22 protein-coding genes are annotated in these 26,257 nt (G+C 62.2%); 18 read left to right on the top strand and 4 right to left on the bottom strand.

All coding sequences use genetic code 11. The features are described from left to right. Positions 1-10: 10 nt before the first annotated feature. Positions 11-715 carry a GntR family transcriptional regulator gene (locus ROH8110_RS05500; RefSeq protein WP_085816639.1) on the bottom strand — a complete coding sequence of 235 codons (705 nt, stop codon included), beginning with the start codon at positions 713-715 and terminating at the stop codon, positions 11-13. Between the two features lie 239 nt (positions 716-954). On the opposite strand from ROH8110_RS05500, the gene ROH8110_RS05495 reads away from it, so the two are divergent. The 6 genes from ROH8110_RS05495 (at position 955) to ROH8110_RS05470 (ending at position 10,106) form a co-directional block, all read left to right on the top strand. Next, on the top strand, positions 955-2,499 hold the full coding sequence (locus tag ROH8110_RS05495) for an ABC transporter substrate-binding protein (RefSeq protein WP_085816638.1): 1,545 nt from the start codon (positions 955-957) through the stop codon (positions 2,497-2,499). A gap of 91 nt (positions 2,500-2,590) precedes the next feature. Then, on the top strand, positions 2,591-3,556 hold the full coding sequence (locus tag ROH8110_RS05490; RefSeq protein WP_085816637.1) for an ABC transporter permease: 966 nt from the start codon (positions 2,591-2,593) through the stop codon (positions 3,554-3,556). Positions 3,557-3,568: 12 nt separating this feature from the next. Continuing rightward, positions 3,569-4,408 carry an ABC transporter permease gene (locus tag ROH8110_RS05485; protein WP_211330731.1) on the top strand — a complete coding sequence of 280 codons (840 nt, stop codon included), beginning with the start codon at positions 3,569-3,571 and terminating at the stop codon, positions 4,406-4,408. A gap of 2 nt (positions 4,409-4,410) precedes the next feature. After that, positions 4,411-6,021 (top strand): ABC transporter ATP-binding protein, encoded by a 1,611-nt coding sequence (locus ROH8110_RS05480; protein WP_085816636.1) that lies wholly within the window; start codon positions 4,411-4,413, stop codon positions 6,019-6,021. After that, positions 6,018-7,397 carry an amidase family protein gene (locus ROH8110_RS05475; RefSeq protein ID WP_085816635.1) on the top strand — a complete coding sequence of 460 codons (1,380 nt, stop codon included), beginning with the start codon at positions 6,018-6,020 and terminating at the stop codon, positions 7,395-7,397. The genes ROH8110_RS05480 and ROH8110_RS05475 overlap by 4 nt, the downstream gene beginning before the upstream one ends. Before the next feature lie 192 nt (positions 7,398-7,589). Further along, positions 7,590-10,106 (top strand): cation:proton antiporter, encoded by a 2,517-nt coding sequence (locus ROH8110_RS05470; RefSeq protein WP_085817022.1) that lies wholly within the window; start codon positions 7,590-7,592, stop codon positions 10,104-10,106. A 7-nt stretch (positions 10,107-10,113) separates the two neighbouring features. On the opposite strand, the gene ROH8110_RS05465 is transcribed toward ROH8110_RS05470, so the two are convergent. Then, the gene (locus tag ROH8110_RS05465) at positions 10,114-10,893 is read right to left on the bottom strand and encodes a DeoR/GlpR family DNA-binding transcription regulator (protein ID WP_085816634.1); all 780 of its coding nucleotides are present in this window, start codon (positions 10,891-10,893) and stop codon (positions 10,114-10,116) included. 166 nt (positions 10,894-11,059) lie between these two features. Here ROH8110_RS05465 and phnD point away from each other — a divergent pair, with 166 nt between their 5' ends. The 11 genes from phnD (at position 11,060) to speB (ending at position 24,033) form a co-directional block, all read left to right on the top strand. Then, entirely contained in the window at positions 11,060-12,010 is a 951-nt protein-coding gene (gene phnD, locus ROH8110_RS05460) for a phosphate/phosphite/phosphonate ABC transporter substrate-binding protein (RefSeq protein ID WP_121143617.1), read from the top strand. A gap of 55 nt (positions 12,011-12,065) precedes the next feature. Beyond that, entirely contained in the window at positions 12,066-12,860 is a 795-nt protein-coding gene (phnC, locus tag ROH8110_RS05455) for a phosphonate ABC transporter ATP-binding protein (RefSeq protein WP_085816632.1), read from the top strand. Beyond that, positions 12,857-13,654: a phosphonate ABC transporter, permease protein PhnE gene (gene phnE / locus ROH8110_RS05450; protein ID WP_085816631.1), complete on the top strand. Its 798-nt coding sequence runs from the start codon at positions 12,857-12,859 to the stop codon at positions 13,652-13,654. Before phnC ends, phnE (ROH8110_RS05450) begins: the two co-directional genes overlap by 4 nt. Continuing rightward, positions 13,651-14,475, top strand: coding sequence for a phosphonate ABC transporter, permease protein PhnE (gene phnE, locus ROH8110_RS05445; RefSeq protein ID WP_085816630.1), 825 nt, complete (start codon positions 13,651-13,653; stop codon positions 14,473-14,475). Before phnE (ROH8110_RS05450) ends, phnE (ROH8110_RS05445) begins: the two co-directional genes overlap by 4 nt. Further along, positions 14,475-15,383, top strand: a complete 909-nt coding sequence (locus ROH8110_RS05440) for an HAD-IIA family hydrolase (RefSeq protein WP_085816629.1) — start codon at positions 14,475-14,477, stop codon at positions 15,381-15,383. Before phnE (ROH8110_RS05445) ends, ROH8110_RS05440 begins: the two co-directional genes overlap by 1 nt. Before the next feature lie 194 nt (positions 15,384-15,577). Further along, the gene (locus ROH8110_RS05435) at positions 15,578-16,588 is read left to right on the top strand and encodes a TAXI family TRAP transporter solute-binding subunit (RefSeq protein ID WP_085816628.1); all 1,011 of its coding nucleotides are present in this window, start codon (positions 15,578-15,580) and stop codon (positions 16,586-16,588) included. An 84-nt stretch (positions 16,589-16,672) separates the two neighbouring features. Next, positions 16,673-18,721 (top strand): TRAP transporter permease, encoded by a 2,049-nt coding sequence (locus ROH8110_RS05430; protein ID WP_085816627.1) that lies wholly within the window; start codon positions 16,673-16,675, stop codon positions 18,719-18,721. Between the two features lie 150 nt (positions 18,722-18,871). Then, the gene (gene speA, locus ROH8110_RS05425; protein ID WP_085816626.1) at positions 18,872-20,758 is read left to right on the top strand and encodes a biosynthetic arginine decarboxylase; all 1,887 of its coding nucleotides are present in this window, start codon (positions 18,872-18,874) and stop codon (positions 20,756-20,758) included. 26 nt (positions 20,759-20,784) lie between these two features. Further along, complete coding sequence (locus ROH8110_RS05420) at positions 20,785-21,996, top strand: saccharopine dehydrogenase family protein (protein WP_085816625.1); 1,212 nt, start codon at positions 20,785-20,787, stop codon at positions 21,994-21,996. A gap of 25 nt (positions 21,997-22,021) precedes the next feature. Further along, positions 22,022-23,191, top strand: coding sequence for a carboxynorspermidine decarboxylase (gene nspC / locus ROH8110_RS05415; RefSeq protein ID WP_085816624.1), 1,170 nt, complete (start codon positions 22,022-22,024; stop codon positions 23,189-23,191). Continuing rightward, on the top strand, positions 23,188-24,033 hold the full coding sequence (gene speB / locus ROH8110_RS05410; protein WP_085816623.1) for an agmatinase: 846 nt from the start codon (positions 23,188-23,190) through the stop codon (positions 24,031-24,033). The genes nspC and speB overlap by 4 nt, the downstream gene beginning before the upstream one ends. Before the next feature lie 62 nt (positions 24,034-24,095). Here the strand turns inward: speB and ROH8110_RS05405 are convergent, their stop codons facing one another. Then, complete coding sequence (locus ROH8110_RS05405) at positions 24,096-24,770, bottom strand: glutathione S-transferase family protein (protein ID WP_085816622.1); 675 nt, start codon at positions 24,768-24,770, stop codon at positions 24,096-24,098. Next, a complete protein-coding gene (locus ROH8110_RS05400; protein WP_245962747.1) occupies positions 24,767-25,543 on the bottom strand; it encodes a DUF1428 domain-containing protein in 777 nt (258 codons plus the stop codon). Before ROH8110_RS05400 ends, ROH8110_RS05405 begins: the two co-directional genes overlap by 4 nt. Before the next feature lie 48 nt (positions 25,544-25,591). On the opposite strand from ROH8110_RS05400, the gene ROH8110_RS05395 reads away from it, so the two are divergent. Further along, positions 25,592-26,242 carry a winged helix-turn-helix transcriptional regulator gene (locus ROH8110_RS05395; RefSeq protein ID WP_085816620.1) on the top strand — a complete coding sequence of 217 codons (651 nt, stop codon included), beginning with the start codon at positions 25,592-25,594 and terminating at the stop codon, positions 26,240-26,242. The last annotated feature ends 15 nt before the right edge of the window (positions 26,243-26,257 follow it).

Raw genomic sequence — 26,257 nt, 5'->3', positions numbered from 1 at the left:
GGCGCCCTGCTCATAGGGCGTTGTCGGCCGCGCCTTCCAACTTGCGGAAATGACCAACAACGGCTTCGCGCGCGACGCCGATGTGATAATCCATCGCGGCGCGGGCCGCGTCTTCGTCGCCTGAATCCAGCGCCTCGACAATCAGCGCGTGATTGCGCGCGACTTTCCCCGGTTCGTCAAACACCCGCTCGATCAATGCCGTGCAGGCCTGAATCTCCGATGCCAGCTTATCGAACACCGCCAGAAAGCGAAGATTGCCGCTGGTTTCCACGATCAACCGGTGAAACTGAAGATCCCCGCCGATCTGATGGATCAGCTGATTGTCCTCGGACATCACCACCATTTCTTTGATCTGATCCAGAAGACGGTCACGAATCTGCGCAACCCGCCCCTCGCGCACGGTGCGCGCAGCGGCTTCCCGCTCGATGCAGAGCCGAAGTTCATAAAGGGAATCAAGGTCATCGGCGTCGATTGTGCGCACGAAGAACCCGCGATTGGCCTTGGAGACCAGCAACCCCGCGCTTTCCAGCAGGCGCCCGGCCTCACGCACCGGCGCGCGACTGACGCCAAGATCGCGTGCGATTACCGATTCCGCGACGCGGTCGCCCGGCTTGAGCTTTCCGGACACGATGGCATCCGTCAGGATCCGCGCAATCCTTTGGGTCAGAGCATCGCGGGTGAGCGGTTTGAAAAGTGGCTCGGAATCCATCGTCATGCCTGCACGGTAGCTGCTGAATTGTCGCCTGTCGACAATTTCCCTTGACTCAGCGCGGGCCTGCCGATGAACTGTACTCAGGCGGCCTGCTCCGAGAAGAGCGGGTCGTGAACACAGCGTGCCGCAGAACCGGATCACCGGCAAGGCGCTTTACAAGATCACGGCGGGGGTCTGCCCGGCTTGCGATGTATCGCAGGTTAGGCGGTGGTCCTCGTGATTTGCTAACAGGGAGCCACTTGATGAAGAACATTTTAACTGCGTCACTTCTGTCCGCGGGGCTGGTCATGCCAGCCTTTGCACAGGATTCCGGTGGCCGTCTCGATATTGTCGTTCAGCCCGAACCGCCCAGCCTGATGCTGGGCCTCGTACAGAACGGGCCGACACAGCTGGTGGCCGGCGACATCTATGAAAGCCTGCTGCGCTACGATACCGATCTCAATCCGCAACCTTCGCTCGCGAAATCTTGGGAGGTGTCGGATGATGCGTTGACCTATACCTTCAAGCTGCACGAGGGCGTGACATGGCATGACGGCGAGCCTTTCACTGCCGAGGACGTGGTTTTTTCCGTCGACAAGTTCCTGCGTGAGACACATGCCCGGTTAAGGGTCAGTCTCGAGCACGTGGAATCAATTACGGCAGCCGACGATCACACTGTGGTCTTCAAGCTGAAGAACCCCTTTGGCCCGTTCATCGGCGTGTTCGAAGCCGGCACCATGCCGATGGTTCCCAAGCATATCTATGAGGGCACCGACTACGCGAACAACCCTGCCAACAACACACCGATCGGCACCGGCCCTTACAAATTCGAGGCCTGGGAAAAGGGCAATTACATTCACCTGGTCAAGAACGAGGACTATTACCTCGACGGGCAGCCCTATCTTGATGAGGTCTATTATCGGGTGATCCCGGATGCCGCCTCGCGTGCTGTTGCCTTCGAGAACGGTGAGGTCGATGTCCTGCCCGGCGGGTCGGTCGAGAACTGGGATGTGAAGCGACTGACCGAGATGGACAATGTCTGCTCGACCGGCAAGGGCTGGGAGTATTTCGCGCCGCACGCAATGGCATGGATGAACAACCGCGAAGGTCCGACCTCGAACAAGCTGTTCCGCAAGGCGGTCATGTATGCGATGGACCGTGAATTCGTCAAGGACGTGATCTGGAACGGCTTTGGCACCGTCGCCACCAGCCCGGTTTCGTCGAAGACGAATTTCTATACCGACGACACGATCATGTACGATACCAATCCGGAGAAGGCCAAGGAACTGCTCGAGGAGATGGGTTATGATGGCACAACCGTGCGCATCCTGCCCCTGCCCTACGGCGAGACCTGGCAACGCTGGGCCGAAGCGATGAAGCAGAACCTCGAAGAGGTTGGCATCAACGTCGAGGTGGTCGCGACCGATGTCGCCGGCTGGAATCAGAAACAGGCCGAATGGGATTTCGACATCGCCTTCACCTATCTCTACCAGTATGGCGACCCGGCTCTCGGCGTGGCGCGCAGCTATCTTTCGTCCAACATCGCCAAGGGCAGCCCATGGAATAACGTCGCGGGATACGAGAACCCCGAGGTGGATGAGATGTTCGCAGAGGCGGCTGTCGCCTCGACCAGCGAGGCCCGTCAGGAGATCTATACCAAGATCCAACAGCAACTGGTGGACGACGTGCCGGTTGCCTGGCTTCTCGAGATCGAGTTCCCGACGATCTATCGCTGCGAGGTCAAGGACTTGGTGACGACCGCAATCGGTGTGAATGACGGTCTGCGCGACGCGTGGATCGAACAATAAGCCGAACCGACAGATGGCATCCGGCGGGGCATGTTCCCCGCCGGGTGTACAGGGTTTTTCCTGACATTTTCAAACCGGCCGGGGCCAGACCATGACCATTGCCGTTGCGATCCTTGCGCGCGCCGCGAAAGCGGCGATCACGCTTTTGTTGATCGTCATCCTCAATTTCTTTCTGATCCATGCCGCACCGGGCGACCCGGCGATGGTGATGGCCGGCGAAGCGGGCGCGGCGGATGAGCAGTTCATCCAGCAGCTACGCGAGCAGTTCGGTCTCGATCAGCCGCTTTACGTGCAGTTCTGGAACTATGTCTCAGGCGTGCTGCAACTGGATCTGGGCTATTCCTATCGCCAACAGATGCCTGTTCTGGAACTGATCCTCGACCGGCTGCCCGCCACGCTGCTCCTGACTCTGACTGCATTTGGCATGTCGCTGCTTTTGGGCATCGTGTTCGGCCTCGCTGCCGCTGCTCGACAGGGACGATGGAGCGACTCGGCGATCACGTCGATGGCGCTTCTGTTCTATGCGACGCCCCTTTTCTGGGTGGCGCTGATGGCTGTGGTGCTGTTCTCGGTTCACCTTGGCTGGTTCCCAGCATTCGGATACGGAACCGTGGGTGCGGGCTTTACCGGTTTCGAGCTTGTCCTTGACCGGCTCAGACACTTATTCCTTCCCGCGCTGACACTGGGTCTGTTCTTCATGGCGGTCTATCTGCGCATGACACGCTCATCGGTGCTGGAAGTGAGCCAGATGGATTTCGTCAAGACCGCCCGCGCCAAGGGGCTGGCCGAAGGCACGATCCGGCGTCGTCATATCCTGCGCAATGCCTTGTTGCCGGTTGTGACGCTGGCAGGTCTTCAGGCCGGGCAACTGGTGGGCGGCGCGGTCCTGACGGAAACGGTCTTCGCCTGGCCGGGGATCGGACGCCTCATGTTCGAAAGCCTGACGGCGCGCGATTACAACACGCTTCTGGGTGTTTTCCTTGTGTCAGCGGCGATGGTGATCGTTTTCAACATCATCACCGATATTGTTTATCGGCTGATCGACCCACGGATATGAGGAGGCAAACCGATGATTGATTTCCTCAAACGTTTCTCACGCAACCGCGGCGGGTTGATCGGCCTGATCATCTTGCTGACGGTCATTCTGCTCGCGGTGTTCGCACCGCTGATCTATCCCGACAGCCCATGGAAAATGGTGCAGCGCCCATTCCTGCCACCCTTCACGGTCGATGGTTTTCCGCTTGGGACCGACACGCTGGGGCGCGACGTGGCCGCCGGGCTCGTGCATGGCGCGCGTGTTTCGCTGATCGTCGGGCTGGTCTCGACGCTGGTCGCCTTGCTGATCGGAGTCCCCTTGGGTGCTTTCGCGGGCTTTTACGGCGGGCTGGTGGATGATGGCGCGATGCGCTTTACCGAGTTCTTCCAGACCATTCCCAATTTTGCACTTGCCATCGTGCTGGTGGCGATCATGGAACCGACGCTGCCCACCATTACCCTTGCAATCGCGATTGTCAGCTGGCCGCCTGTCGCCCGACTGGTGCGCGCGGAAGTGCTGTCACTGCGCAGACGCGAGTTCGTCGATGCGGCGCGACTGGCGGGGCTTTCAAACACCCGCATCCTGTTTGGGCATATCCTGCCTAATGCAATGTCACCGATCATCGTCATGGCATCGCTGATGGTCGCCACCGCAATCCTGCTGGAAAGTTCTCTATCGTTCCTCGGGCTCGGTGATCCCAACATCATGAGCTGGGGTTACATGATCGGCGCCGCGCGCACGGTCATCCGCAGCGCCTGGTGGTTGAGTTTCATTCCCGGCGTCGCGATCCTCCTGACGGTGCTGGCGCTGAACCTGATCGGCGAAGGCCTCAATGACGCGCTGAACCCGCGTCTGGCCAGAAAGGGGCGCTGAGCATGAAACCCGTTCTTTCGATACGCGACCTGGCGATCTCGCTACCGCCGGGAGCAGACCGTGCCTTTGCCGTGCAGAATGTCTCCTTTGACCTCAACCAGGGCGAAATCCTCTGCGTGGTCGGTGAGTCCGGCTCGGGCAAGTCGATGACCGCCAATGCGCTCATGGGGCTGCTTCCCGACCAAGTCGAGGTGGCGCGCGGCGAAGCCGAGTTCGAGGGCCGCGATATCATGGCCCTGCCTGATGCCGAACGCCGCAAACTGCGTGGCGACCGGATCGGCATGATCTTTCAGGAGCCGATGACAGCGCTCAACCCCCTGATGCGGATTGGCGACCAGATCGCCGAGGTCTTCGAGGCCCATAACCGCCACACCCCGGCCGAGCGGCGCGAAAAGGCGCTGGCCCTGATTGGCGAGGTGGGCCTGCCCGATCCCGAAAAGATCATCCGTGCCTATCCGTTTCAGCTCTCTGGCGGGCAACGTCAGCGTGCGATGATCGCAATGGCGTTGGCGCTCGATCCCGCGATCCTGATCGCGGACGAACCGACAACCGCACTGGACGTGACCACGCAGGCGCAGATCCTCGACCTGATCAAGACGATCCAGCAGCGTCACGGCATGGCGGTGATGTTCATCACCCATGATTTCGGCGTCGTTGCGGAAATCGCAGACCGGGTGATCGTCATGCGTTATGGCGAAATCGTGGAACAGGGCAGCGCCACCGAGGTGCTCCAGTCCCCGCAGCACGACTATACCAAGGCGCTGCTTCGCGCGATTCCGACGGATCATGTGCCGACACCTGAACCCGTCATCGCTCAGCCGGTGCTTGAAGTGCGCGACCTGCGCAAGACCTTCGTCACATCGGGCGGATTCTTCAAACCCAAGCGCAGCGTGACCGCGATCGACGGAGTTTCATTCACCATCGCGCGCGGCGAGGTTCTGGGGATCGTCGGTGAATCTGGGTCGGGCAAGTCCACGGTCGGCCGCGCCATCGTCCGGCTGGTCGAAGCCGATAGCGGCGAGGTGATCCTTGACGGTCAGGACATGAACGCGCTCAACGCCGATCAGCTGCGCCGCGCGCGCCGTCGCGTGCAGATGATCTTTCAAGACCCCTATGCCTCGCTCAATCCGCGCAAGAAGATCCTCCACGCGCTTTCGGAGGGACCCATCGTGCAGGGCGTGCCGCGTGAAAAGGCCCATGCCCGCGCGCGAGAGTTGCTGGAGATCGTCGAACTCGATGCCGGGGCGGCGGATCGGTATCCGCACGAATTCTCAGGCGGGCAGCGCCAGCGCATAGGCATAGCCCGCGCGCTTGCGATGGACCCCGACCTGATCATCGCCGACGAGGCGGTATCCGCACTCGATGTCTCGATCCAGGCCCAGGTGCTGACGCTTCTGCGCGATCTTCAGGAACGGCTGCACCTTTCGTTGATGTTCATCACGCATGACATGCGCGTCGCCGCCCAGCTTTGCGACCGTGTCGCGGTGATGCAGCACGGCAAGCTGGTCGAAATCGGGCCGGTGCAGGATGTGTTCCTGTCGCCCAAGGCTGAATATACGCGAAACCTGCTGGCTGCCGTGCCGGGCACCGATTGGCGAAAGGGCGCCGCATGAACGACCTCTGGGCGTTGACGGCCACCGAGATGGCCACCCTGATCCGCCAACGCGACGTCTCCGCCCGCGAGGTCACCGAAAGCACGCTTTCCCGGATCGACCACGTTAACCCCGGCTGCAACGCCATCGTCGAGCGCTGCGACGACGAGGCTCTGGCCTCTGCCGATGCGATCGACCAGGCGCTGGCGCTTGGCCTCGATCCCGGCCCGATGGCCGGGGTGCCGGTGACGATCAAGGTCAATACCGACCAGAAGGGCTTTGCCACCACCAACGGTTTGCGCATCCAACGCGACCTGATCGCAGCCGAGGACAGCCCAGTCGTGTCCAACCTGCGCAAGGCCGGCGCGGTGATCGTCGGGCGCACCAACACCCCGGCCTTTTCCCTGCGGTGGTTTACCCGCAACGCGCTTCACGGCCACACCACCAATCCGCGAGTTCCCGGAATCACCCCCGGCGGATCCTCGGGCGGCGCCAGCGCTGCGGTTGCCGCAGGTATGGGGCCGATGGCGCATGGCACCGATATCGCAGGTTCGATCCGTTACCCAGCCTATGCCTGCGGCATCCACGGATTGCGCCCTTCGCTGGGCCGTGTACCGGCCTTCAATGGCACCGGACCCGATCGCCATATCGGCGCGCAGCTCATGGCCGTCTCCGGGCCACTGGCCCGCTCGATCGCGGATCTGCGCCTGTCGCTGACTGCGATGGCGCAACCCGATCTGCGCGACCCCTGGTTCATCGCCGCACCCATGCAGGGCTCTCCCCTGCCCCGGCGCGCCGCGCTGTGCCTTGCCCCCGACGGGATGGAGGTGGCCGCCCCTATCAAGGACGCCTTGCGCGCCGCTGCGCAAAGACTGTCGGTTGCAGGCTGGGAGGTTGTCGAATGCGACACTCCGCCTTTGCGCGAAGCGATGGAGCTGCAACTGATCATGTGGCTTTCGGAAATGCGCCGCGGCGCCGGACAGGCGGTGCGCGACGAGGCCGACCCCGATGCCGAGCGGATCTATGACTATCTTCAGGCGATCACCCCCGATGCCGACCTCAACATGCTCATGGACACGCTGCAATCGCGCTCTCGCCTGATGCGGGCATGGCGCGGCTTTCTGTCCGACTATCCCGTGATGCTCTGTCCGGTCTCAGGTGAGCTGCCCTTCGCTGATCTGCGCGATGTTGCAAGCCAGGCGGATTTCGAGGCAATCATCGCAGCGCAGATGCTTCAGATCGGCCTGCCCTTCCTTGGTCTGCCGGGTCTCACCGTGACCAACGGCGCTGCCAATGGCCTGCCCGTAGGCGTGCAGCTTGTCGCCAACCAGTTCCGCGAAGATATCCTGCTTGATGCGGGCGAGCTGATCGGCGAAACCGTTCCGACCACCGCCTGACCTTTCCCACCACTGAATCACCTGTCCACGCGCGCGATTTTGACCTTTCGGCAGAAACGCTCTTCTTCAAGAACGAAGTAAAGTCATGCACGCCGCCCAATCCGGGGCGAACTATCGCACGTCATGTCCCGCGACCTCGGTGCAGGTCTGCTTACCGTTCTCTTTTCCCGTCATTTCGCTTATTCCGGTTTCATGGATATTGTTCTGATCCTTACCATCCTCGCGGCGCTTTTCGTGGTGATCGGCATGGCCGAGCCGCTGGCCGCGCGTTTGCGGGTGCCCTTCGGGGTGATCCTTGCGGTGATTGGCATCCTGATCGGGGTGTCGGCGATCTTCTTTCTGCGCACAGACCTTACCGACGCGCTTGATCCGGTTGCCGAAGCGATCATGCAACTGCCGATCCGCTCGAACGTGTTCATCTACGTCTTTCTGCCGACGCTGCTGTTCCAGGTAACGCTGGGGATGAACCTGCGCCGGATGCTCGATGACTGGGTGCCGATCATCGTCCTGGCGGTGGTGGCTGTGATCGTCGCGACACTGAGCGTTGGATACGCCCTGCACTGGGCCAGCGCTCTGCCCCTCGCGGCGTGCCTTCTGGTCGGAGCGATCGTGTCGACAACAGATCCCTCCGCCGTCGTGGGCATCTTCCGCTCGATCTCGGCGCCGCGCCGACTGGCACGCATCATCGAGGGCGAAAGCCTGCTCAATGACGCCGCAGCCATCGCGCTGTTCGGTCTCTTCATGGGCTTCGTGATGCTGGGCGTTCCCGACCCGGCACTTGGGGATACATTCACGCGCTTTCCTATCCTGATCGCAGGCGGCGCGCTGGTCGGCTGGTTCGCTGCACGGATCGCGGTCTGGCTCATGGCGATGTTCTCTGAATACGAGCTGGCGCAGATATCGATTTCAGTCGCGCTCCCCTATCTTGCCTTCATCGGCGCGGAACAAAGCATCGGTGCCTCGGGTGTGATCGCGGTGGTCGTGGCGGGCATGACACTGAACCTGACCGCGCCCGGACGCCTGCCGCCGCAGACCTGGGCGAATATGCGTGAAGTCTGGGGGCTTCTGGCGCATTGGGCGGGGGCGCTGATCTTTATCCTGGCCGCTTTGCTCATTCCGCGCCTGCTCGAGGATGTGCGGGCTGATGATTTCCTGTTGATCGGTGTGGTCGTTCTGGCCGCGATCGCGGCGCGCGCGGTCATTCTGTTCGGCCTCTTGCCGACACTGACCGTGCTACGCCTTTCACCCGCTGTCGAGCGCAGCTACCGCACCGCGATCCTTTGGGGCGGTTTGCGTGGCGCGGTCACGCTGGCGCTGGCACTCGCGGTCACCGAGAGCTTCCGGGTTCCTCTCGAGATCAAGCGCGTCGTAGGCATCCTCGCCACCGGTTTCACACTGTTCACCCTGATAGTTCAGGGCACGACGCTGCGCTGGCTGATCAGCCGTCTTCGGCTGGATCAGCTTTCGCCCCTCGACAAGGCGTTGTCGCGCCAGGTCATCGCCGTCGCCCTGCAGACCGTGCGCGAGGATGTCGCCAAGACGACCGAGAATTACGAATTGAACCACGATATCGTGCGTGCCGAGGCAGTGCGTTTCGGCGAACGCCTGGAAGCAGCGGTGAAAACCGCCGAGGACAATCCGGAAGTGGCCGACCGCGACCGCATCACCCTTGGCCTGATCGCGCTGGCGGGAGCCGAGCGCGATACCATCCTCGCGCGGGTCCGCGAACGCACCCTTTCGGCCCGTCTGGCCGAACAGGTCCTGTCGGATGCCGGGCGCCTCATTGAATCCGCTCGCTCGTCCGGGCGCAGCGGCTATCAGCAGGCCGCGCGGCGCGTTGTCAGCTTCGGGCGCGGCTTTCGTTGGGCGGTTTTTCTTCACAACCGGTTGGGCATCTCTTTCCCGCTGGCGCGCTTGATGGCCGACCGGTTCGAGCTTCTGCTGTCGCAACGCCTGATTTTGAGGGACCTTGGCGGTTTCATCGACAGTCGTATCCGGCGCATCCACGGGCGTCGCGTGGCGGAACTGCTCAACGAGTTGCTGGCGCGCCGCGTCGAGATGGTCGAGACCGCGCTCGAGGGGTTGCGCCTGCAATATCCGGGCTATGCCGAAGAACTGGAACGCCGCTTCATCCGCCGCACCGCTCTGCGCCTTGAAGAGCGCGAATACGCCGCCATTCGCGAAGATGGTTTGATCGGGTCCGAAATCTATACCGCCCTGATGCAGGGGATCGCGCGCCGCCGTGCCGCTGCCGAAGACCGCCCGCCACTCGATCTGGCACTGCAACGGATCGAACTGGTCAAGAGATTCCCACTCTTCGCCGATCTCGATGCGCCGGTGCGCAAACGCCTCGTCCGCGCGCTCAGAACCCGTTACGTCAACGCGGGCGATCATATCCTGCGCAAAGACAGCCCTTCGCGACGGGTGTTCTTTATCGCCTCGGGAGCGGTTGAACTCCAGGCCGCCGGCCAGACATGGCGGCTGGGACGCGGCGAGATGTTCGGCCAGCTTGGGGTGCTGATGCAAAAACCACGCCGCACGGAAGCGCGCGCCATTGTCCCCTCGACGCTCCTTGTGCTGGACGAGACCAGGTTCCGCCGCCTTGTGAAGCGCAGCCCGATTCTGCGCGAGACCGTCCGCAAAAGCGCCGAAAAACGCGGCATCACCCTTGATCAAAGCCTCTCGGACAGCGCCCAGGCCGATTCCTGAATCCGTCTCAGGCGGTTTGCAGCCGACAGCCCTCTGCCGCCATGGCACGGGCCAGGTCCGGTTCAGGCGCGCAGTCCGAAACCAGGGTCATATCCGGGCCGAAGCGGGCCACCAGATCGGAATCGGTTCGCCCGAACTTGTGGCTGTCTGCCATGACGACCAGATGTTCGCTTTGCGCCAGCATCGCTCGCCTGACCCCGGCGAAACCCGGCACCGCCTCGCTGAAGCCGCGCTCGCTGATCCCCGACATGCCGACAAATGCTTGCGTGGCATGAAACCTGCGCAGGAAATCGATGGTCTCCGGCCCCACGACCGCAGCCTCGGCGGGCATGAAATCGCCGGGACACAGCAACACATGAGCGGCCCGGCTCTGGCCAAGGATGATCGCGGCGTTGACGCTGTTGGTGATGACCCTGACAGGGGTTTCGGAAAAGGCCAGTGCGCGCGCAAACTGGATCGTGGTCGATCCCGCGTCGATCATCACCAGATCGTCGGGACGCACCATTGCAGCGGCAAGCCGGCCGATCCTTTCGCGCTCGCCCAGATGCGAGCGGTTGCGGGTTTCGACATCCGGGCGCATGCCGGGCGTCGTGGCCGTGACCCCGCCGAAATCCCGGCTGACCTGCCCTGCCCCTTCCAATGCGGTCACATCCCGGCGAATCGTCTCGCTGGTTACGCCGAAGCGTTCGGCAAGATCGCTGGTCCGAAGATGCGGCCTGAGCCGCAATTCCAACAGAATCCGCTCGCGGCGGGTCTTCTTGTTCAGCTTGAGGTCCGGGTTGTTCATCGCGGTCTCCGGCACGCAGTTTGGCACGGCTTCATGACAATTCTATTGCATGACGCAATCTATAATGCTTGAAATATTGGAAGTCCCACATTTTTGCTTTGAAAAATCGGTTAAATCGGGGCGCTAGGAGGAGGAAGATATGACACCCACAACATTGATCCGCGGCATGGCCGCGGGCGCCGTCGCCATGCTCATGGCCAGCACGGCACAGTCTCAGGATTGCGAGCGCGGCGCTCTGGACAAGATGTTCTGCGATACCAACGGAGACATGGTCGCCGACGCGCCGGACGAGGGGTTGAAGAATCCCGACACCCTCGTCTTCGCATATACGCCCGTCGAAGATCCGGCCATCTACGAAGACATCTGGGCGCCCTTCATCCAACATCTTGAAGATGTCACCGGCAAAGACGTTCAGTTCTTCGCCGTTCAGTCCAACGCTGCCGAGGTCGAGGCGATGCGCTCGGGCCGCCTGCATATCGCCGGCTTCTCGACCGGGCCGACACCCTTCGCCGTCAACCTGGCGGGCGCTGTGCCTTTTGCCATCATGGGATCGGACGCGGGCGAGTTCGGCTACAAGCTGCAGGTCTACACCCGCAAGGACTCGGGCATCGACACGATGGAAGACCTTGCAGGCAAGCGCGTCGCGCATACCTCGCCCACGTCGAATTCCGGCAACCTTGCCCCGCGCGCGCTGTTTCCAAATCTGGGCGTGACTCCGGATGAGGATTACGAGGTGACCTATTCGGGTTCACATGACCAGTCGATGCTGGGTGTCGTCGCGGGCGATTACGACGCCGCGCCTGTCGCCTCGGAAGTTGTCGACCGGATGGCGGAACGTGGGCTCTATGACCCTGAGGAGGTGAAGATCGTCTGGGAATCCAAGCCCTTCCCGACCACATCCTATACCTATGCTCATGACCTCGACCCCGAACTGGTGGACAAGATCAAGCAGGCATTCTTCGATTTCAGCTTCGAGGGCACCGTTCTCGGCGAGGAATTCTCGGGCGTCAGCAAGTTCGTTCCGATCACCTACAAGGACGACTGGGCGGTGATCCGCGAGATTCACCAGGCCAACGGCGTGCAATATACGCCCGAAGGCTTGGCCTCGTCCAAGTGAACCTGCCGCGGGCCTGCCACAGCGCGGGCCCGCCGCACCCCTGCCGGAGAAATCCATGCTTCAGATAACCGATCTGGTGAAACGCTATGGCGCGGGTGAGCCCGTGCTCAAGAACCTCGACCTGAAGATCGAAGGCGAAAGCATCGTTTCGATCATCGGTTCGTCCGGTGCGGGCAAAAGCACCTTGCTGCGCTGCATCAACAAGCTGGTCGAACCAACATCCGGCAGCATTGTCCTGAACGGCACCGAACTGACCGCGCTCAAAGGCCATGCCCTGCGCGAGGCGCGCCGCAAGATCGGTATGGTCTTTCAGGGCTTCAACCTGGTCGATCGGCTGACTGTCATGGAAAACGTGCAATCGGGGCGGCTTGGCTATATCTCGTCCTGGGCCGCGATCATGCGCCGCTATCCCAAGGACGACATCCGCCACGCCTATGAGCTGATGGAGCGGGTCGGCATCGCCCATTACGCCAACAAGCGCGCCGATGAGCTTTCGGGCGGCGAACGCCAGCGCGTCGGCGTCGTGCGTGCGCTGATGCAAAGGCCTGAAATCCTTCTGGCGGACGAACCCACGGCTTCGCTCGATCCCAAGACATCGGAGCAGATCATGCAGCTTCTGCGTGACCTCTCGAAGGAACTCAAACTGCCGGTGCTCATCAACATTCATAACGTCGCCGAGGCGCGCGAATATACCGACCGTATCGTCGGTATGCGCTATGGGCGGATCATCTTTGATGGTCTGCCCGGCGAACTCGTGCCCGAGGCGATGGAGGAGATCTATGCCGGCGTCCCGTCTCAGGACCGTCAGCAAGGCACCGCCCCGAGCGCCGCGTTGAAGGCCGCGACATGAGCGACAAATCCTATCCCGACCATTGGCAGAAGCCGCCCTTCATCGCCAACCCGCTGCTGCGCTGGGGCGTATGGTTGGGCGTTGCGGCCTATGTCGTCACGACGATCTATGCGCTTCCGATCGACTGGGAACGCGTCAGCCAGGGCCTGACCCGCGCCAGCCGCATCTTTGGCGGCGCCTTTCCTCCGAGCTTCGCCCGCAGCGGCTTGCTGATAGACGGCTTCCTCGAAAGCCTGAAGATAGCGATCCTCGCCACATTCGGCGGCGTTCTCCTTTCGATCCCAATTGCCTTCATGGCCGCCAGAAACATTGCCCCGAAACCGATCTTTCTGCTGGGCCGCGCGATCATCATCCTCGCGCGGAGTTTTCACCCGGTGATCGTGGCGATCATCTTCGTAAAGGCCGTAGGTTTTGGTCCGCTCGCCGGGGTGCTGACGCTGATCGTCTATTCCATCGGTTTCGTCGCCAAGATGCTGGCCGAACGTATCGAAGAGATCGATTTCGGTCAGGTCGAGGCGATGCGCGCGGCGGGCGCTCCATATCTGTCGATGCTGTTCTACGCCATCTTCCCGCAGATCCTGCCGCGCCAGATCGGACTGTCGATCTATCAGCTCGACAGCAATCTGCGCGCCTCGGCCATGATCGGCATCGTCGGCGCGGGCGGGATTGGCGCGACGCTCGCCAACGCCTTTGGGCGCTACGATTATGATTTCGCATTGGCGATCACCATCGTCATCGTCGGCGCGATCCTCGTCAGCGAGGCAATCAGCGGGCGCATCAGGAAAATGCTATGACCGGAGCGAAGGACCACCACGAACGTTCCTCCACTCTGGCCGAGGACTGGACGCGGTTCACCCCGCAACAGCGGCTTGCGCGCTATCTGGGCCTTCTGGCCGCAGCACTCGCGATTGGCTGGTCGATCACCAGTATCGACGTGATCTGGGCCTGGGTCTGGGATGCGCCGCAACAGATGGGCGATCTTCTCGGGCGCATGGTGCCGCCCGACCCAACCAACCTTGCGACGATCCTCAAGGTGCTCTGGGAAACCGTGAACATCGCAACCATCGCCACCGCCTTTGCGGTGCTGGTGTCGCTGCCGGTGGCTTATCTTGCCGCGCAGAACACAACGCCAAATCGCGTGACGCTGTGGATCGGGCGTTTCATCCTGGTTTCGTCGCGCTCGATCAACACGATCATATGGGCGCTTCTTTTCGTCGCAATTTTCGGGCCAGGCATCGTTGCCGGGATCGTCGCGATCATGCTGCGCTCGATCGGTTTCGTCGGCAAACTTCTGGGCGAAGCCATCGAAGAGATCGATCGTCGCCCCGTCGAGGCGCTCGAAGCCACGGGAGCCTCGCGCATGAAGGTGATCGCCTATGCCATCGTGCCGCAGGTCATGCCGACCTTCTGGGCTGTGGCAATCCTGCGATGGGATATCAACCTGCGCGAATCCACGGTGCTCGGTCTGGTAGGTGCGGGCGGGATCGGTATCATCCTTCAGGGCGCGATCGACACGTTCAACTGGCCCGAGGCCGCAATGGTCCTCCTGTGCATCCTCGGCCTCGTGGTTCTGGGCGAGATTGTCGCGGCATGGCTGCGCAAGCGGATCCTGTGATGCAGGTCGCGACGCGTGACGGTCCCTGGGCTTTTGCGGCCTATCAGGCGATCCGCGCCCGCCTGCCTGCGCCGGGGCAGCCCGGTGCCTCCACGCGCGCACCCGATCTCAAGGCCGTGGCGGACCCCTTCGACCTGATCCTGCTGGACGCTTACGGCGTGCTCAATGTCGGAGAACGCCCGGTACAGGGCGCGGTAGAGCGCATGTTGGCGCTGCGTCGCGCCGGCAAGCGGCTTTGCGTCGTTACCAATTCGGCCGGCTATCCCAAGCGCCTGATGATGGAACGTCATGCGCGGCTCGGCTTCGACTTCGCCCCGCACGAAGTTGCCTCGAGCCGGGAAGCCCTGCTTGCACATCTCTCAGGCGACAGGCGCCACTGGGGCGTGATGCTTTCCCCGGAACATGGCGATGAGGATCTCGGCGGGCTCAGCCTGCGTTTCCTTGGCGACGATCCCAAGGATTATGCCGCGGTGGACGGGTTTCTGATGATCGGTTCCGCTGGTTGGACCGCCAAGCGTCAGGCGCTGCTCGAGTCCGCCGTCTTGCGCGATCCCCGCCCGGTGCTGGTCGGCAATCCCGACCTTGTGGCGCCACGCGAAGACGGATTGTCGCTCGAACCCGGACATTTCGCGCATCGCCTTGCCGACAAGACCGGCTGCGAGCCGCGCTTCTTCGGCAAGCCCTTTCCCGAGATATTCGACATCGCCGTTTCGCGCCTCGGCTCGCCGCCCGATCCGGCGCGGGTGCTGATGGTTGGCGACACGTTGCAAACCGATGTGCTCGGTGCGCAGGCGCTTGGGTTCAAGACCGCTCTGGTTCTGGGACACGGCATGCTCAAGGGGATGGATTGCGCGCGAGCATGCGCTGACTCCGGCATCTTTCCCGATTTCGTCCTGGAGCGCACATGACCGCCCTTCCCCGACTTGCCTCCAAGGCGGTGCCATGGCTTGGACCAGCCGCGCCGATAGCGCGCCATCTCGACGCCCACTTGCGGTTGCGGCGCCCCTTCGCTTGGCCTAACGTTCCTCATGCCCGCCCGTTGCCAGGCAGTCCAGACCGCACTCGAAGCAAGGCGAGCAAACACATGTACAGGGAGACACTCATGCAATTCATTCGCAGCGCACGCAATCTCGTCGTCGGGGCGGTGCTCGTCACCGGACTGGCGGCCTCCGCCACCGCGCAGGACCTCAAGTTCTTCACGATCGGGACGGGTGGTACGGCATACACCTATTACCCGGTTGGCGGCGTGATCGCGAACGCAATCTCCAAGCCCCCCGGATCGCGCCCCTGCGAAGAAGGCGGCAGCTGCGGCGTCGAAGGGCTGATCGCGTCGGCGGTTTCCTCGCGCGGCTCCGTGGACAATATCAATGCGATCGTCTCGGGCCTGCGCAACTCGGGCTTCGCCCAGTCGGACGTGGCCTATTGGGCCTATACCGGCACCGGCACGATGGACGGACAACCGCCTGCCGAAAACCTGCGCACCATCGCGGCCCTGTTCGAAGAGCATATCCACCTTGTCGCGCTGGCCGATAGCGGGATCGACTCGGTCAAGGATCTCGCGGGCAAGCGCGTCTCCCTCGACGAGCCGGGTTCGGGCACCTATGTCGATGCCGGACTCATCCTCGAGGCCAATGGCCTGTCGGTCGACGATGTGACCGCCGAGGCGCTCAAGGGCAACGCCGCGTCCGAGGCACTTCGCAACGGCAAGATCGACGCCTTCTTCGTGGTCGCGGGCTATCCCACCGGTTCGCTGGTGGAACTGGCGTCGGCAGAAGACATCAAGCTCGTGCCTATCTCCGGTGAAGGCGCCGACCAACTGACCAGCGAATTCGGATTCTTTGCCCAAAGCTCGATCCCCGAAGGCACCTATGAAGGCGTCCCCGCGACCGAAACCGTCGCCGTGGGTGCCCAGTGGTTCACGTCGGCCGAGGAAGACCCAGAACTGATCTACGAGATCACCAAGGCGCTCTGGAACGACAATTCGCGCAAGCTTCTCGATGTCGGCCACGCCAAGGGCAAGACGATCACCGCTGAAACCGCGCTCAGCGGGATCGGCGTGCCGCTTCACGATGGCGCGAAACGCTTCTACGAAGAGGCCGGTCTGATCAAGTGATCGCCCGCTCAAGCATGTCAGGCCCGGCCGCCATTTCGGTGGCCGGGCTTCTTTTGTCCTGATTGAACTTTCCGGGTGCAGACCATGGCCGATGAACCGACAAACGACCGCGAACTCACAGCCGAAGAGCTGCATGAGATCGAGCGCAAATACGATCCGGAACTGGCCTTCAGGACCACGGGCCGCAGCATCGCGCTCATTGTCTCGGTCATCCTGGTCGCGATGTCCGCCTATCATTTCTACGCGTCGGGGTTTGGCCTCGTGCGCGAGCTTCTGCATCGCGGCATTCACCTGTCCTTTGTGCTTGGGCTGGTGTTCCTCTTGTTCTCATGGCGGCGCAGCACACCCCAGGAGCCGCCGGCCCCTGCCTGGTATCGCCCCGGTGGCGTCCCTCTGCTGGACATGGTCTTCGCTATCATGGCGGTCGGGGCGGCGCTGTACCTTCCGCTTCTTCCGCCCCAGGTGGTTTCGATCCGTGTCGGCAACCCGTCTGAAATGGACGTTCTCATGGGCACGGCCCTTTTGCTGTTGACGCTCGAGGCGACGCGGCGCTCGGTAGGTCCGACGCTGCCTATTATCGCGCTGATCTTTGTCGCCTTCGCGATCTTCGGACCCTGGGCGCCGGGCGCGCTCAAGCATGGCGGCGCCAGCTGGGAAGCACTGATCAACCATCTCTACATGACCAACCAGGGGATCTACGGCATCGCCATCGGTGTCATGGCCCAGTATGTTTTCCTGTTCATCCTGTTCGGCGTTCTGGCAACGCGGATCGGATTGGGGCAATTGTTCATCGACCTCGCGATGGTGATCGCGGGACGTTACGCGGGCGGCCCTGCCAAGGTGGCGATCTTCTCATCGGCTTTCATGGGGACGATCTCGGGATCGTCGATCGCCAACACGGTCACGACCGGCGCACTGACCATTCCGGCAATGAAGCGCGTCGGCTATCCGGCGCATTTCTCGGGCGCGGTCGAGGCCACCTCATCGACCGGCGGTCAGATCACGCCACCGATCCTCGGCGCCGCGGCTTTCATCATGGTCGAATATCTGGAGATCCCGCTGCGCGATATCCTGGCGGCGGCCCTGTTCCCGGCCCTGCTGCACTATTTCGGGATCTTCATCATGGTCCATCTCGAGGCCCGCAAGCTGGGACTTCGCGGCCTCGCCGCGTCCGAGCTTCCCAAGGCGGGCCTCGTGCTGCGCCAACACTGGCTGTCCGTGATCCCGCTTTTCATCCTCGTGTACCTGATTCTGAGCGGCAAGACGCCGGATTATGCAGCGGTCTACGGGATCATCGCCTGTGTCGTCGTGGGCTTTCTCAATCCCGTGAACCGGCTGACGCTCACCGATCTGTGGCAGGCGCTTGCGGATGGCGCGCGCAACACGCTGGCGGTCGGGGCGGCTGCGGCGACCGTGGGCGTCGTCGTGGGCGTCGTCACCCTGACCGGCGTGGGCTTTCGCCTCGGCTATGTGGTGGTCCAGACCGCGACCGACATGGGCGGATTCCTGAGCGCCCTCTGGCCGCTAAGCTATTTCGCCATCGAACAATGGGCGCTGTTCGTCTCGCTTATCCTGATCGCCATCGCCTGCATCATCATGGGCGCGGGCATTCCCACCACCGCCACCTATATCATTCTCGTCGCGGTCGCGGCACCGGCGCTGGCGGTGTTGAACGTCGAACCCCTCGTGGCGCATTTCTTCGTGTTCTACTACGGCGTGCTCGCGGATATCACACCCCCAGTGGCGCTCGCGGCCTATGCCGCGGCAGGCATCGCGGGATCGAACCCCTTCAAGACCGGCAACACCGCCTTCCGGCTGGGGATCGCCAAGGCGCTCGTTCCCTTCGTCTTTGTCTATTCTCCCGCCCTTCTGCTGGTGACGGATGGCTTTACCTGGGCCTCCTTTACGATCACGCTGGCCGGAGCCATGCTGGGTATCGGCGGGCTTGGGGTGGCGTTCTCGGGCTTTCTGATTGCCCCGCTGACGCGGTTGGAACGTTGGGCGGTGGCACTCGTATCGCTGCTGTTCATCGCTCCCGGCCTCACCACGATGGCGATAGGGCTGGTCCTGTGGTCGCCGATTGCCCTTCTACAGCTCCAGCGCCGACGTGAGACGGGAAACACGGCGCAGTGAACCCGCGCCCCTGCGGATTGTGATAGGACTGGACGAATCTTCTGTCGGCGACTACGGCGCGAAGAGATCGCGGCCCTGTTTTAATTCGGACGCCCCTGACATACCATTCACGGTGTGGATCCCTTCACCCTTTTCTCCGGAGCGAACCCCATGACGACAAGCGAGACCCACGAAGATCTCTACGGCCTGAAACGCTGGGGACGCGGGTTTTTCGAGGTTCTCGAGAATGGCGACGTCGCGCTCAAGAACCCGCTCTCGCCTGACTCACCCCCGGTCAGCCTTCCGGGGATCATCCGCGATCTTGAAAAGCGCGGTATCCACACGCCTATGATCCTGCGCGTCAGTTCCTATCTCGAAGATGCCATCCGTCAGATCAACGAGAGCTTCCGCGACGCGATCAAGCGCACCGGCTATCAGGGGACATATCGCGGGGTGTTTCCGATCAAGGTCAATCAGCAGGCGCAGGTCGTCGACCGGATCGTCGAGTTCGGCCGCAAATACGATTTCGGGCTCGAGGCGGGGTCGAAACCCGAACTGGTGATCGCCCTCGCCCACAAGCTGCCTGATGACGCGCTGATCGTCTGCAATGGCGTCAAGGATGCGGAATTCGTCGGTTTGGCGATCCAGTCGCGCAAGCTCGGTTTCAATACGGTCATCGTTCTGGAAAGCACGATGGAGGTGGATACCGTCATCGAGACCAGCCGCGCGCTCGGGGTCGAACCGATGCTCGGTGTGCGCGTCAAGCTGACCAACCAGATCAGCGGCAACTGGGCCGCCAGTTCGGGGGATCGTTCGACCTTCGGGATGAACACGGCCCAACTCGTCGAGGTGATCGACAAGCTGCGCGATGCGGGTCTGCTGCACTGCCTGACCCTTCAGCATTCGCATCTGGGCAGTCAGGTGCCCGATGTGAACGATGTCCGCCGCGCCGTTGGCGATGCCTGCCGCTATTTCTGCGAAATGAAGGCCGAAGGGGCGCCGCTCACGCATCTCGATCTGGGCGGCGGGCTTGGCTTCGACTATACCGGCGAACAGAAAGCCACCGCCAATTCGATCAATTACAGTGTCGAGGAATACTGCGCCAACATCGTTGAAACGGTCGCCTATGCGATGAACGAGGCCGGGGTAGAGCATCCCACGCTGGTCACCGAAAGCGGACGCGCTTCGGTCGCAACCTCCTCTATGCTGATCTTCAACGTGCTCGAGGCGACGCTGTTCGATGCGCCTGACGCACCCGCCGTGGAGCCCGACGATCACCACTATGTCAGCGACCTCACGGCGGTCGGCGATTACCTGTCGGGCGACCGCCTGCGCGAATGCCTCAACGACGCCAGCTTCTATCGCAATGAAATGCGGGCCCTCTTTCGGCGCGGGCATGTCGGGATGCGCCAGATGGCCCGCACTGAAACGATCTACCGCCACCTGATGGCGCGTATCAAGGCGCTGGCCGCCAGTGACGAGCGCGGCGCGGATATCGAGGACGAACTGCACAAGCTCGCCGATATCTATCACTGCAATTTCTCGTTGTTCCAGTCGCTGCCCGATGTCTGGGCCATCGACCAGCTGCATCCGCTGATGCCCCTTCAGATGCTGGATCAGCCGCCCACCCGCCGCGCGGTGCTGTCCGACATCACCTGCGACAGCGACGGCAAGGTCGATCACTTCATCGTCGCTGACGGCACCTCGCCGTCACTGCCGGTGCATGACCTGCCCGAGGACCGGCCCTATCACATGGGCGTCTTCTTCGTGGGCGCCTACCAGGAAACCCTGGGCGATCTGCACAACCTGTTCGGCGATACCAACGTTGTCACGATAGACTTGCGCGACGATGCGGGATTTGATCTGCTTCACGAACAGGAAGGAGACACCATCGCCGAGGTTCTCTCTTACGTCGAATATGATCCCAGCGATTGCGTGGCCGCCTTCCGCAAGCTGGTGGATGGCGCGATCTCCAAAGGCATCATCAGCGTCGAGGAACGCCGCCCGCTGATGGCGGCTTATCGCGACAGCATCAACGGCTACACCTACTACGAATAAGCGAACAAACCCGGGAGACAGAGGTCATGGGAAACACACTCGTAATCGGCGCCGGCGGCGTCAGCCATGCCGCCGTCCACAAGATGGCGATGAATGCCGACATCTTCACGAAGATCACGCTGGCCAGCCGCACGAAATCCAAATGCGACGCCATCGCCAAATCGGTCAAGGAACGGGTCGGAGTCGATATCGACACCGCTGAGATCGACGCGATGGACGTGGCGGCAACAGTCGCCCTGATCCGCAAAACCGGTGCCGAGATCCTCGTCAACCTTGCGCTGCCCTACCAGGATCTCAAGCTGATGGATGCCTGCCTAGAGGCGGGCTGCCATTACCTCGACACGGCGAATTACGAACCCGAAGACGAGGCCAAGTTCGAATACAAGTGGCAATGGGCCTATCAGGACAAGTTCCACAAGGCAGGGCTGACCGCGATCCTAGGATCGGGGTTCGATCCCGGCGTGACCAGCGTCTTCGCCACCTGGCTAAAAAAGCACAAGCTCGACAGTATCCGCCAGATCGACGTTCTCGATGCCAATGGCGGCAGCAACGATCAGGCCTTCGCAACCAATTTCAATCCCGAGATCAACCTGCGCGAGGTCTTGCAGGACGCCAAGCATTGGGAGCGAGGCGACTGGAAGGTGACACCGGCCATGACCCACAAGGTCGAGTTCGATTTCCCCGGCATCGGCCCCAAGAACATGTATCTCATGTATCACGAGGAACTGGAAAGCCTGAGCACCCATTTCCCCGAGATCGAGCGCGCGCGGTTCTGGATGACCTTCGGGGATGCCTATATCACCCATGCCAAGGTCTTGCAGAATGTCGGCATGACTCGGATCGACCCGGTGATGCATAACGGGGTCGAGATCATCCCGATCCAGTTCCTCAAGACCCTCCTGCCCGACCCCGGCGAGCTGGGAGAACAGACCAAGGGCAAGGCCTGCATCGGCGACATCGCCACCGGCGAGGCCAAGGACGGGTCGGGCGAGAAGACCTATTACATCTACAATATCTGCGACCACGAGGAGTGCTTTGCCGAGGTCGGCAGCCAGGCGGTATCCTATACCACCGGCGTTCCGGCGATGATCGGCGCAGCACAGGTGCTCAAGGGCAACTGGACCGCGCCGGGCGTGTGGAACATGGAGCAGCTCGACCCCGACGACTTCATGGACATGCTCAATCAGCATGGCCTGCCCTGGCAGGTGCATGAGTTGGACGCGCCGGTCTCGTTCTGAAACGGGCGCAGGGAACAGCTACGCCATGACCCAGCCCATGCAAACCCAGGCCGGCGATGCAGGTGCCTTTCGCCAGTTCGACCTTGGCCGCGTGCCCTCGCCCTGTTTCGTGGTGGACGAGGTCGCGCTCGAGGCCAATCTCAAGGTGCTTGCGGATGTTGGCGCGGCCTCGGGCGCGCGGATGCTCAGCGCGCTCAAGGCGTTTTCCATGTTCGCTCTGGCCCCGCTGGTGCGCTCCTACCTCTTGGGCACCTGTGCCAGCGGATTGCACGAAGCGCGCCTCGGTCGCGAGGAATATGGCGGCGAGGTCACGACCTTCTCGACCGGCTACAAGGAGTCCGAGATCGACGAGATCCTGAGCCTCAGCGATCACCTGATCTTTAATAGTCTGGGCCAGAAGGACCGTTTTGGCGCGCGAGCGCAGGCGGCTGGCGTCTCGGTCGGGCTGCGCATCAACCCGCAGCACTCCGAAGGCGAAGTCGAGAAATACGACCCCTGCCAGCCATGCTCTCGCCTTGGCGTGCCGGTCTCCCACCTGAATTCCGCCGCGCTGGACGGGGTCGCAGGGCTGCATATGCACACGCTTTGCGAACAGGGCTTCGCGCCGCTCCGGCGCACCTGGGAGGCGGTGGAGCCTCTGCTGGCGCCGCATATGGCACGGCTTCAATGGATCAACCTGGGCGGCGGGCACCACATCACCCGCGACGATTACGACCGCGCCGGGCTGATCGAGTTCATCAAGCAGCTTCGCGCGCGCCACGGCGTCGAGGTCTACCTCGAACCCGGAGAGGCGGTGGCGCTCGATGCCGGTATTCTTGTGGGCGAGATTCTCGACACGTTCGAAAACACGATGCCCGTAGCGATCACCGATATATCGGCCACCTGCCACATGCCCGATGTGATCGAGGCCCCCTATCGCCCTGCCCTGATGGACGAGGCAGAAGCCGGACATACCTACCGGCTGGGCGGGCCGTCTTGTCTCGCGGGGGACATTATCGGCGACTACACCTGGGCCGCGCCACTTGAGATCGGCCAACGTTTCGCCTTTCTCGATCAGGCGCATTACTCGATGGTCAAGACGAACACCTTCAACGGCGTGCCCCTGCCCGCCATCGCCATCTGGAACAGTCGCACCGACGATCTGCGGATCCAGCGCGCGTTCGGCTACCAGGATTTCAAGGAGCGCCTGTCATGAGCAGCTTTCTTGCCAGTGAACTCAGCGCAGACGAGACAAGCGACGCCGCCCGCTTCCGTGTGATCCCGATGCCGCTTGAACGCACGGTGTCTTATGGCGCGGGCACAGCGCGTGGACCGGCGGCGATCATCGCGGCCTCAAATGAACTCGAGCGGCTCTGCGTCGGGCAGGAACCCTGCCGCGCCGGCATTCTGACCGAAACCCCCGTCGACTGCGACGGCCCCCTGCCCGAGGTGATGGAACGTCTGGCCACACGCACCGAAGCGGCGGCGCGGGCAGGCCGCATTCCGGTGACTCTGGGGGGGGAACATTCGCTCAGCTATGGTGCTGTGATGGGCGTTGCCCGTGCGCTTGGACAGCCGGTCGGGATCTTGCAGATCGACGCCCATGCGGACCTGCGTGTCGCCTATGAAGGCGAAGAACACTCCCATGCCTCGGTCATGCACCTGCTGACCCAACAGGGGATGCACCTCGCCCAGTTCGGCGTGCGCGCGATCTGCCAGCAAGAGGCCGACAGCCGCGAGGCGAACAAGGTGTTCTGGCGCGATGCCGAGGATCTTGTCACCAACCGCATTCATCAGGTGGATCTGCCTCCGGATTTTCCCGAACTCGTCTATGTCTCTTTCGATGTGGACGGGCTTGATCCTTCGCAGATGCCCGCGACCGGCACACCGGTACCCGGCGGGCTCGATTACTACCAGTCGCTGCACCTCGTGGAACATGCGCTCAAAGGGCGGCGCTGCGTCGGTTTCGACGTGGTGGAACTGGCCCCCGATGGCAATGCGGCATGGGATTTCACCGCCGCCCAGATCGTTTACCGCCTGATGGCGCGCTGCCTCTGATCCCCGTGCCGCGCCGGGCGCACCCCCGCGGCACGAGGCCAGAACGCTGATTGCCGCGCGCGCTACCCCGCGTCGCGCTTTTGGCGTTCCTCATCCGCTGCCTGCCAATGCGTCATCTGGTCGTTCATCGCCTTCTGAAAGGCAGGCCGTGCCTTGGCGCGCGCGACATAGTCGCTCAGCCCCGGCCAGTCAGCGAGCGCCCCCAGCCCCTCGACCGCGCGCAGAACATCGCTCATCGCGATATCGGCGATACTGAAATCCCCGACGAGCCAATTGCGCCCATCAAGCACCTCTTGCATGACCCGCAGCTTGTGGTTCATCGCCTGTCTTGCATAGGCGATGACTTCATCCTCCGGGGCAGGACCGAAGAAGTCCGGGAACTTCTGCGCCAGAACCATCTGCATCCATGAGCCGGAAACCATCTCGAGCGTGTTGAACGCAGCGAACATCCACTGGATCACCTCGGCGCGTTTCACTTCAGGCATCAGCGCGCTGCCTTCGCCCAGATGGATCAGGATCGCACCGCTCTCGAACACGCTCAGGTCATCGTCCCGGATGACAGGGACCTGCCCGAACGGCTGGATCGCGCAATGCGCATCGCTCTTGGGGTTCAGCGGGACCGTCTCGATGTTGTAGGGCTTCTCAAGCTCCTCCAGCACCCAACGCACCCGCAAATCGCGAACAAGAGTGCGTGGAAACTCGGGCACCCAGTCATAGGTGACAAGCGTGACAGTCATGACGCCACCTCCGAGTCGAAGATCGTCTCGAAACCCGCCCACATCATGCGCATTCCGTCAAACGGCATTGCGGACATGTCCATGTCACCCATCTCGGCTTCCATTGCCTTCGCCGCGGCATCGCAGGTTTCGCGATCCGGCCACGCCGCCCAACTGAAATACGGAACCTCCCCTTCTTCGGCCTTGGTTGCGCGGTAGAAATCAGTCTGCTTGCCATGCGGCACGTCCCGACCGCAGGTTTCGACCATTCCAAGGGCGCCATGCTTCGAGAATATCTCCCAGCCCTCACCGACAAGCGACACGTATGCCTTCTTGCTCTCTTCCGGAACCGCCAGCACAAACCCCTGGTAAAAGGGCGCGCCGTGGGGTTTGCCCTGCGTGAAGACAGGCTCAAATCCCCCGATGATCATACGCCGACCATCGAACGGCATCTCGGGAATGTCCTTCATTGCAGGATCATCGGCCATTTTCTCCCAACATGCGTTGGTGGTTTCCCGATCGGGCCATTCGATCCAGGAAAAGACGATGGTTTCCCCCTCCTTGGCGTCGACCGCGCCATAGAAATCGGTCACCTTGCCCTTGGGGACATCGACGCCCCACGTCTCGATCATCCGCTTTGCACCATAAGTTTTCAACACCCGCCAGACCGCGGCGACATGGTCCAAAAAAGCCTGTCGGTTCTCATCGGGCACGGAACCGACGGAGCCCGTAAAATATGTCATTATGCGTTTCCTTATATGCTTGGTTGGTTGCCGGCGAATCCTGCCAGCCACTAAAGCCTGCCAGTTGCAGTATTAAAACCCAACGGATAGTATGAATTCATGACCGAACCGGCAAAAAACCGACGTATCCGCTATGACGAAGGCTGCCTCGCGGCCCATGCTCTCAATCTTGTGGGTGATCGCTGGGCCCTTCTGGTGGTGCGTGAACTGATGTTCACGCCCAAACGCTTCCAGATGCTGCGTGCCGGTCTGCCCGGCATTACCGCCAGCGTGCTCACCGGGCGACTTTCACAGCTCGAAGAGGCCGGTGTCGTCAATCACGATCAACAACTCGGGATCTATACGCTGACAGATGCCGGACGCGATCTCCTTCCTGTGCTCGAAGCGCTTTGCCGCTGGGCGCTGCGCATCCCCGGCCATGATCCCTCGCGGTTCATCAGCCCGACGGCCCTGATGATTTCGATGGGGGTCAATCTCCGGCAGAACCACGCACAGGGTCGCGAAGCGCTGGCCGGTTTCGACTTCGGCAACGAAGCCTTCGAGATGCGGCTGTCCGATGGGCGCCTGCATACCGTCGCCACACCCCGCCCAGACGCGAACTTTGTCCTATCGGGGAATGGCAACAGGATGGCGATGGCCGTCTATGGCCCCGCGCCTCTCTCGGAACTTGTATCTGGCGGTGTCGTCAGCGCGACGGGCGATCTGTCGGCGGCGCAGGATTTTCTCGATCTCTTCGCGCTCGATCCGTGACATCCCCCTTGTCCG

Source organism: Roseovarius halotolerans (assembly GCF_900172255.1).
GTDB lineage: Bacteria > Pseudomonadota > Alphaproteobacteria > Rhodobacterales > Rhodobacteraceae > Roseovarius > Roseovarius halotolerans.
The sequence above is the reverse complement of the archived record's forward strand: the minus strand, read 5'-3'. Positions and strand labels throughout refer to the sequence as shown.

Coding starts and splice junctions, on each gene's coding strand:
- ROH8110_RS05500 (WP_085816639.1), bottom strand. CDS start 715: ATGACGATGGATTCCGAGCCACTTTTCAAACCGCTCACCCGCGATGCT.
- ROH8110_RS05495 (WP_085816638.1), top strand. CDS start 955: ATGAAGAACATTTTAACTGCGTCACTTCTGTCCGCGGGGCTGGTCATG.
- ROH8110_RS05490 (WP_085816637.1), top strand. CDS start 2,591: ATGACCATTGCCGTTGCGATCCTTGCGCGCGCCGCGAAAGCGGCGATC.
- ROH8110_RS05485 (WP_211330731.1), top strand. CDS start 3,569: ATGATTGATTTCCTCAAACGTTTCTCACGCAACCGCGGCGGGTTGATC.
- ROH8110_RS05480 (WP_085816636.1), top strand. CDS start 4,411: ATGAAACCCGTTCTTTCGATACGCGACCTGGCGATCTCGCTACCGCCG.
- ROH8110_RS05475 (WP_085816635.1), top strand. CDS start 6,018: ATGAACGACCTCTGGGCGTTGACGGCCACCGAGATGGCCACCCTGATC.
- ROH8110_RS05470 (WP_085817022.1), top strand. CDS start 7,590: ATGGATATTGTTCTGATCCTTACCATCCTCGCGGCGCTTTTCGTGGTG.
- ROH8110_RS05465 (WP_085816634.1), bottom strand. CDS start 10,893: ATGAACAACCCGGACCTCAAGCTGAACAAGAAGACCCGCCGCGAGCGG.
- phnD (WP_121143617.1), top strand. CDS start 11,060: ATGGCCGCGGGCGCCGTCGCCATGCTCATGGCCAGCACGGCACAGTCT.
- phnC (WP_085816632.1), top strand. CDS start 12,066: ATGCTTCAGATAACCGATCTGGTGAAACGCTATGGCGCGGGTGAGCCC.
- phnE (WP_085816631.1), top strand. CDS start 12,857: ATGAGCGACAAATCCTATCCCGACCATTGGCAGAAGCCGCCCTTCATC.
- phnE (WP_085816630.1), top strand. CDS start 13,651: ATGACCGGAGCGAAGGACCACCACGAACGTTCCTCCACTCTGGCCGAG.
- ROH8110_RS05440 (WP_085816629.1), top strand. CDS start 14,475: ATGCAGGTCGCGACGCGTGACGGTCCCTGGGCTTTTGCGGCCTATCAG.
- ROH8110_RS05435 (WP_085816628.1), top strand. CDS start 15,578: ATGCAATTCATTCGCAGCGCACGCAATCTCGTCGTCGGGGCGGTGCTC.
- ROH8110_RS05430 (WP_085816627.1), top strand. CDS start 16,673: ATGGCCGATGAACCGACAAACGACCGCGAACTCACAGCCGAAGAGCTG.
- speA (WP_085816626.1), top strand. CDS start 18,872: ATGACGACAAGCGAGACCCACGAAGATCTCTACGGCCTGAAACGCTGG.
- ROH8110_RS05420 (WP_085816625.1), top strand. CDS start 20,785: ATGGGAAACACACTCGTAATCGGCGCCGGCGGCGTCAGCCATGCCGCC.
- nspC (WP_085816624.1), top strand. CDS start 22,022: ATGACCCAGCCCATGCAAACCCAGGCCGGCGATGCAGGTGCCTTTCGC.
- speB (WP_085816623.1), top strand. CDS start 23,188: ATGAGCAGCTTTCTTGCCAGTGAACTCAGCGCAGACGAGACAAGCGAC.
- ROH8110_RS05405 (WP_085816622.1), bottom strand. CDS start 24,770: ATGACTGTCACGCTTGTCACCTATGACTGGGTGCCCGAGTTTCCACGC.
- ROH8110_RS05395 (WP_085816620.1), top strand. CDS start 25,592: ATGACCGAACCGGCAAAAAACCGACGTATCCGCTATGACGAAGGCTGC.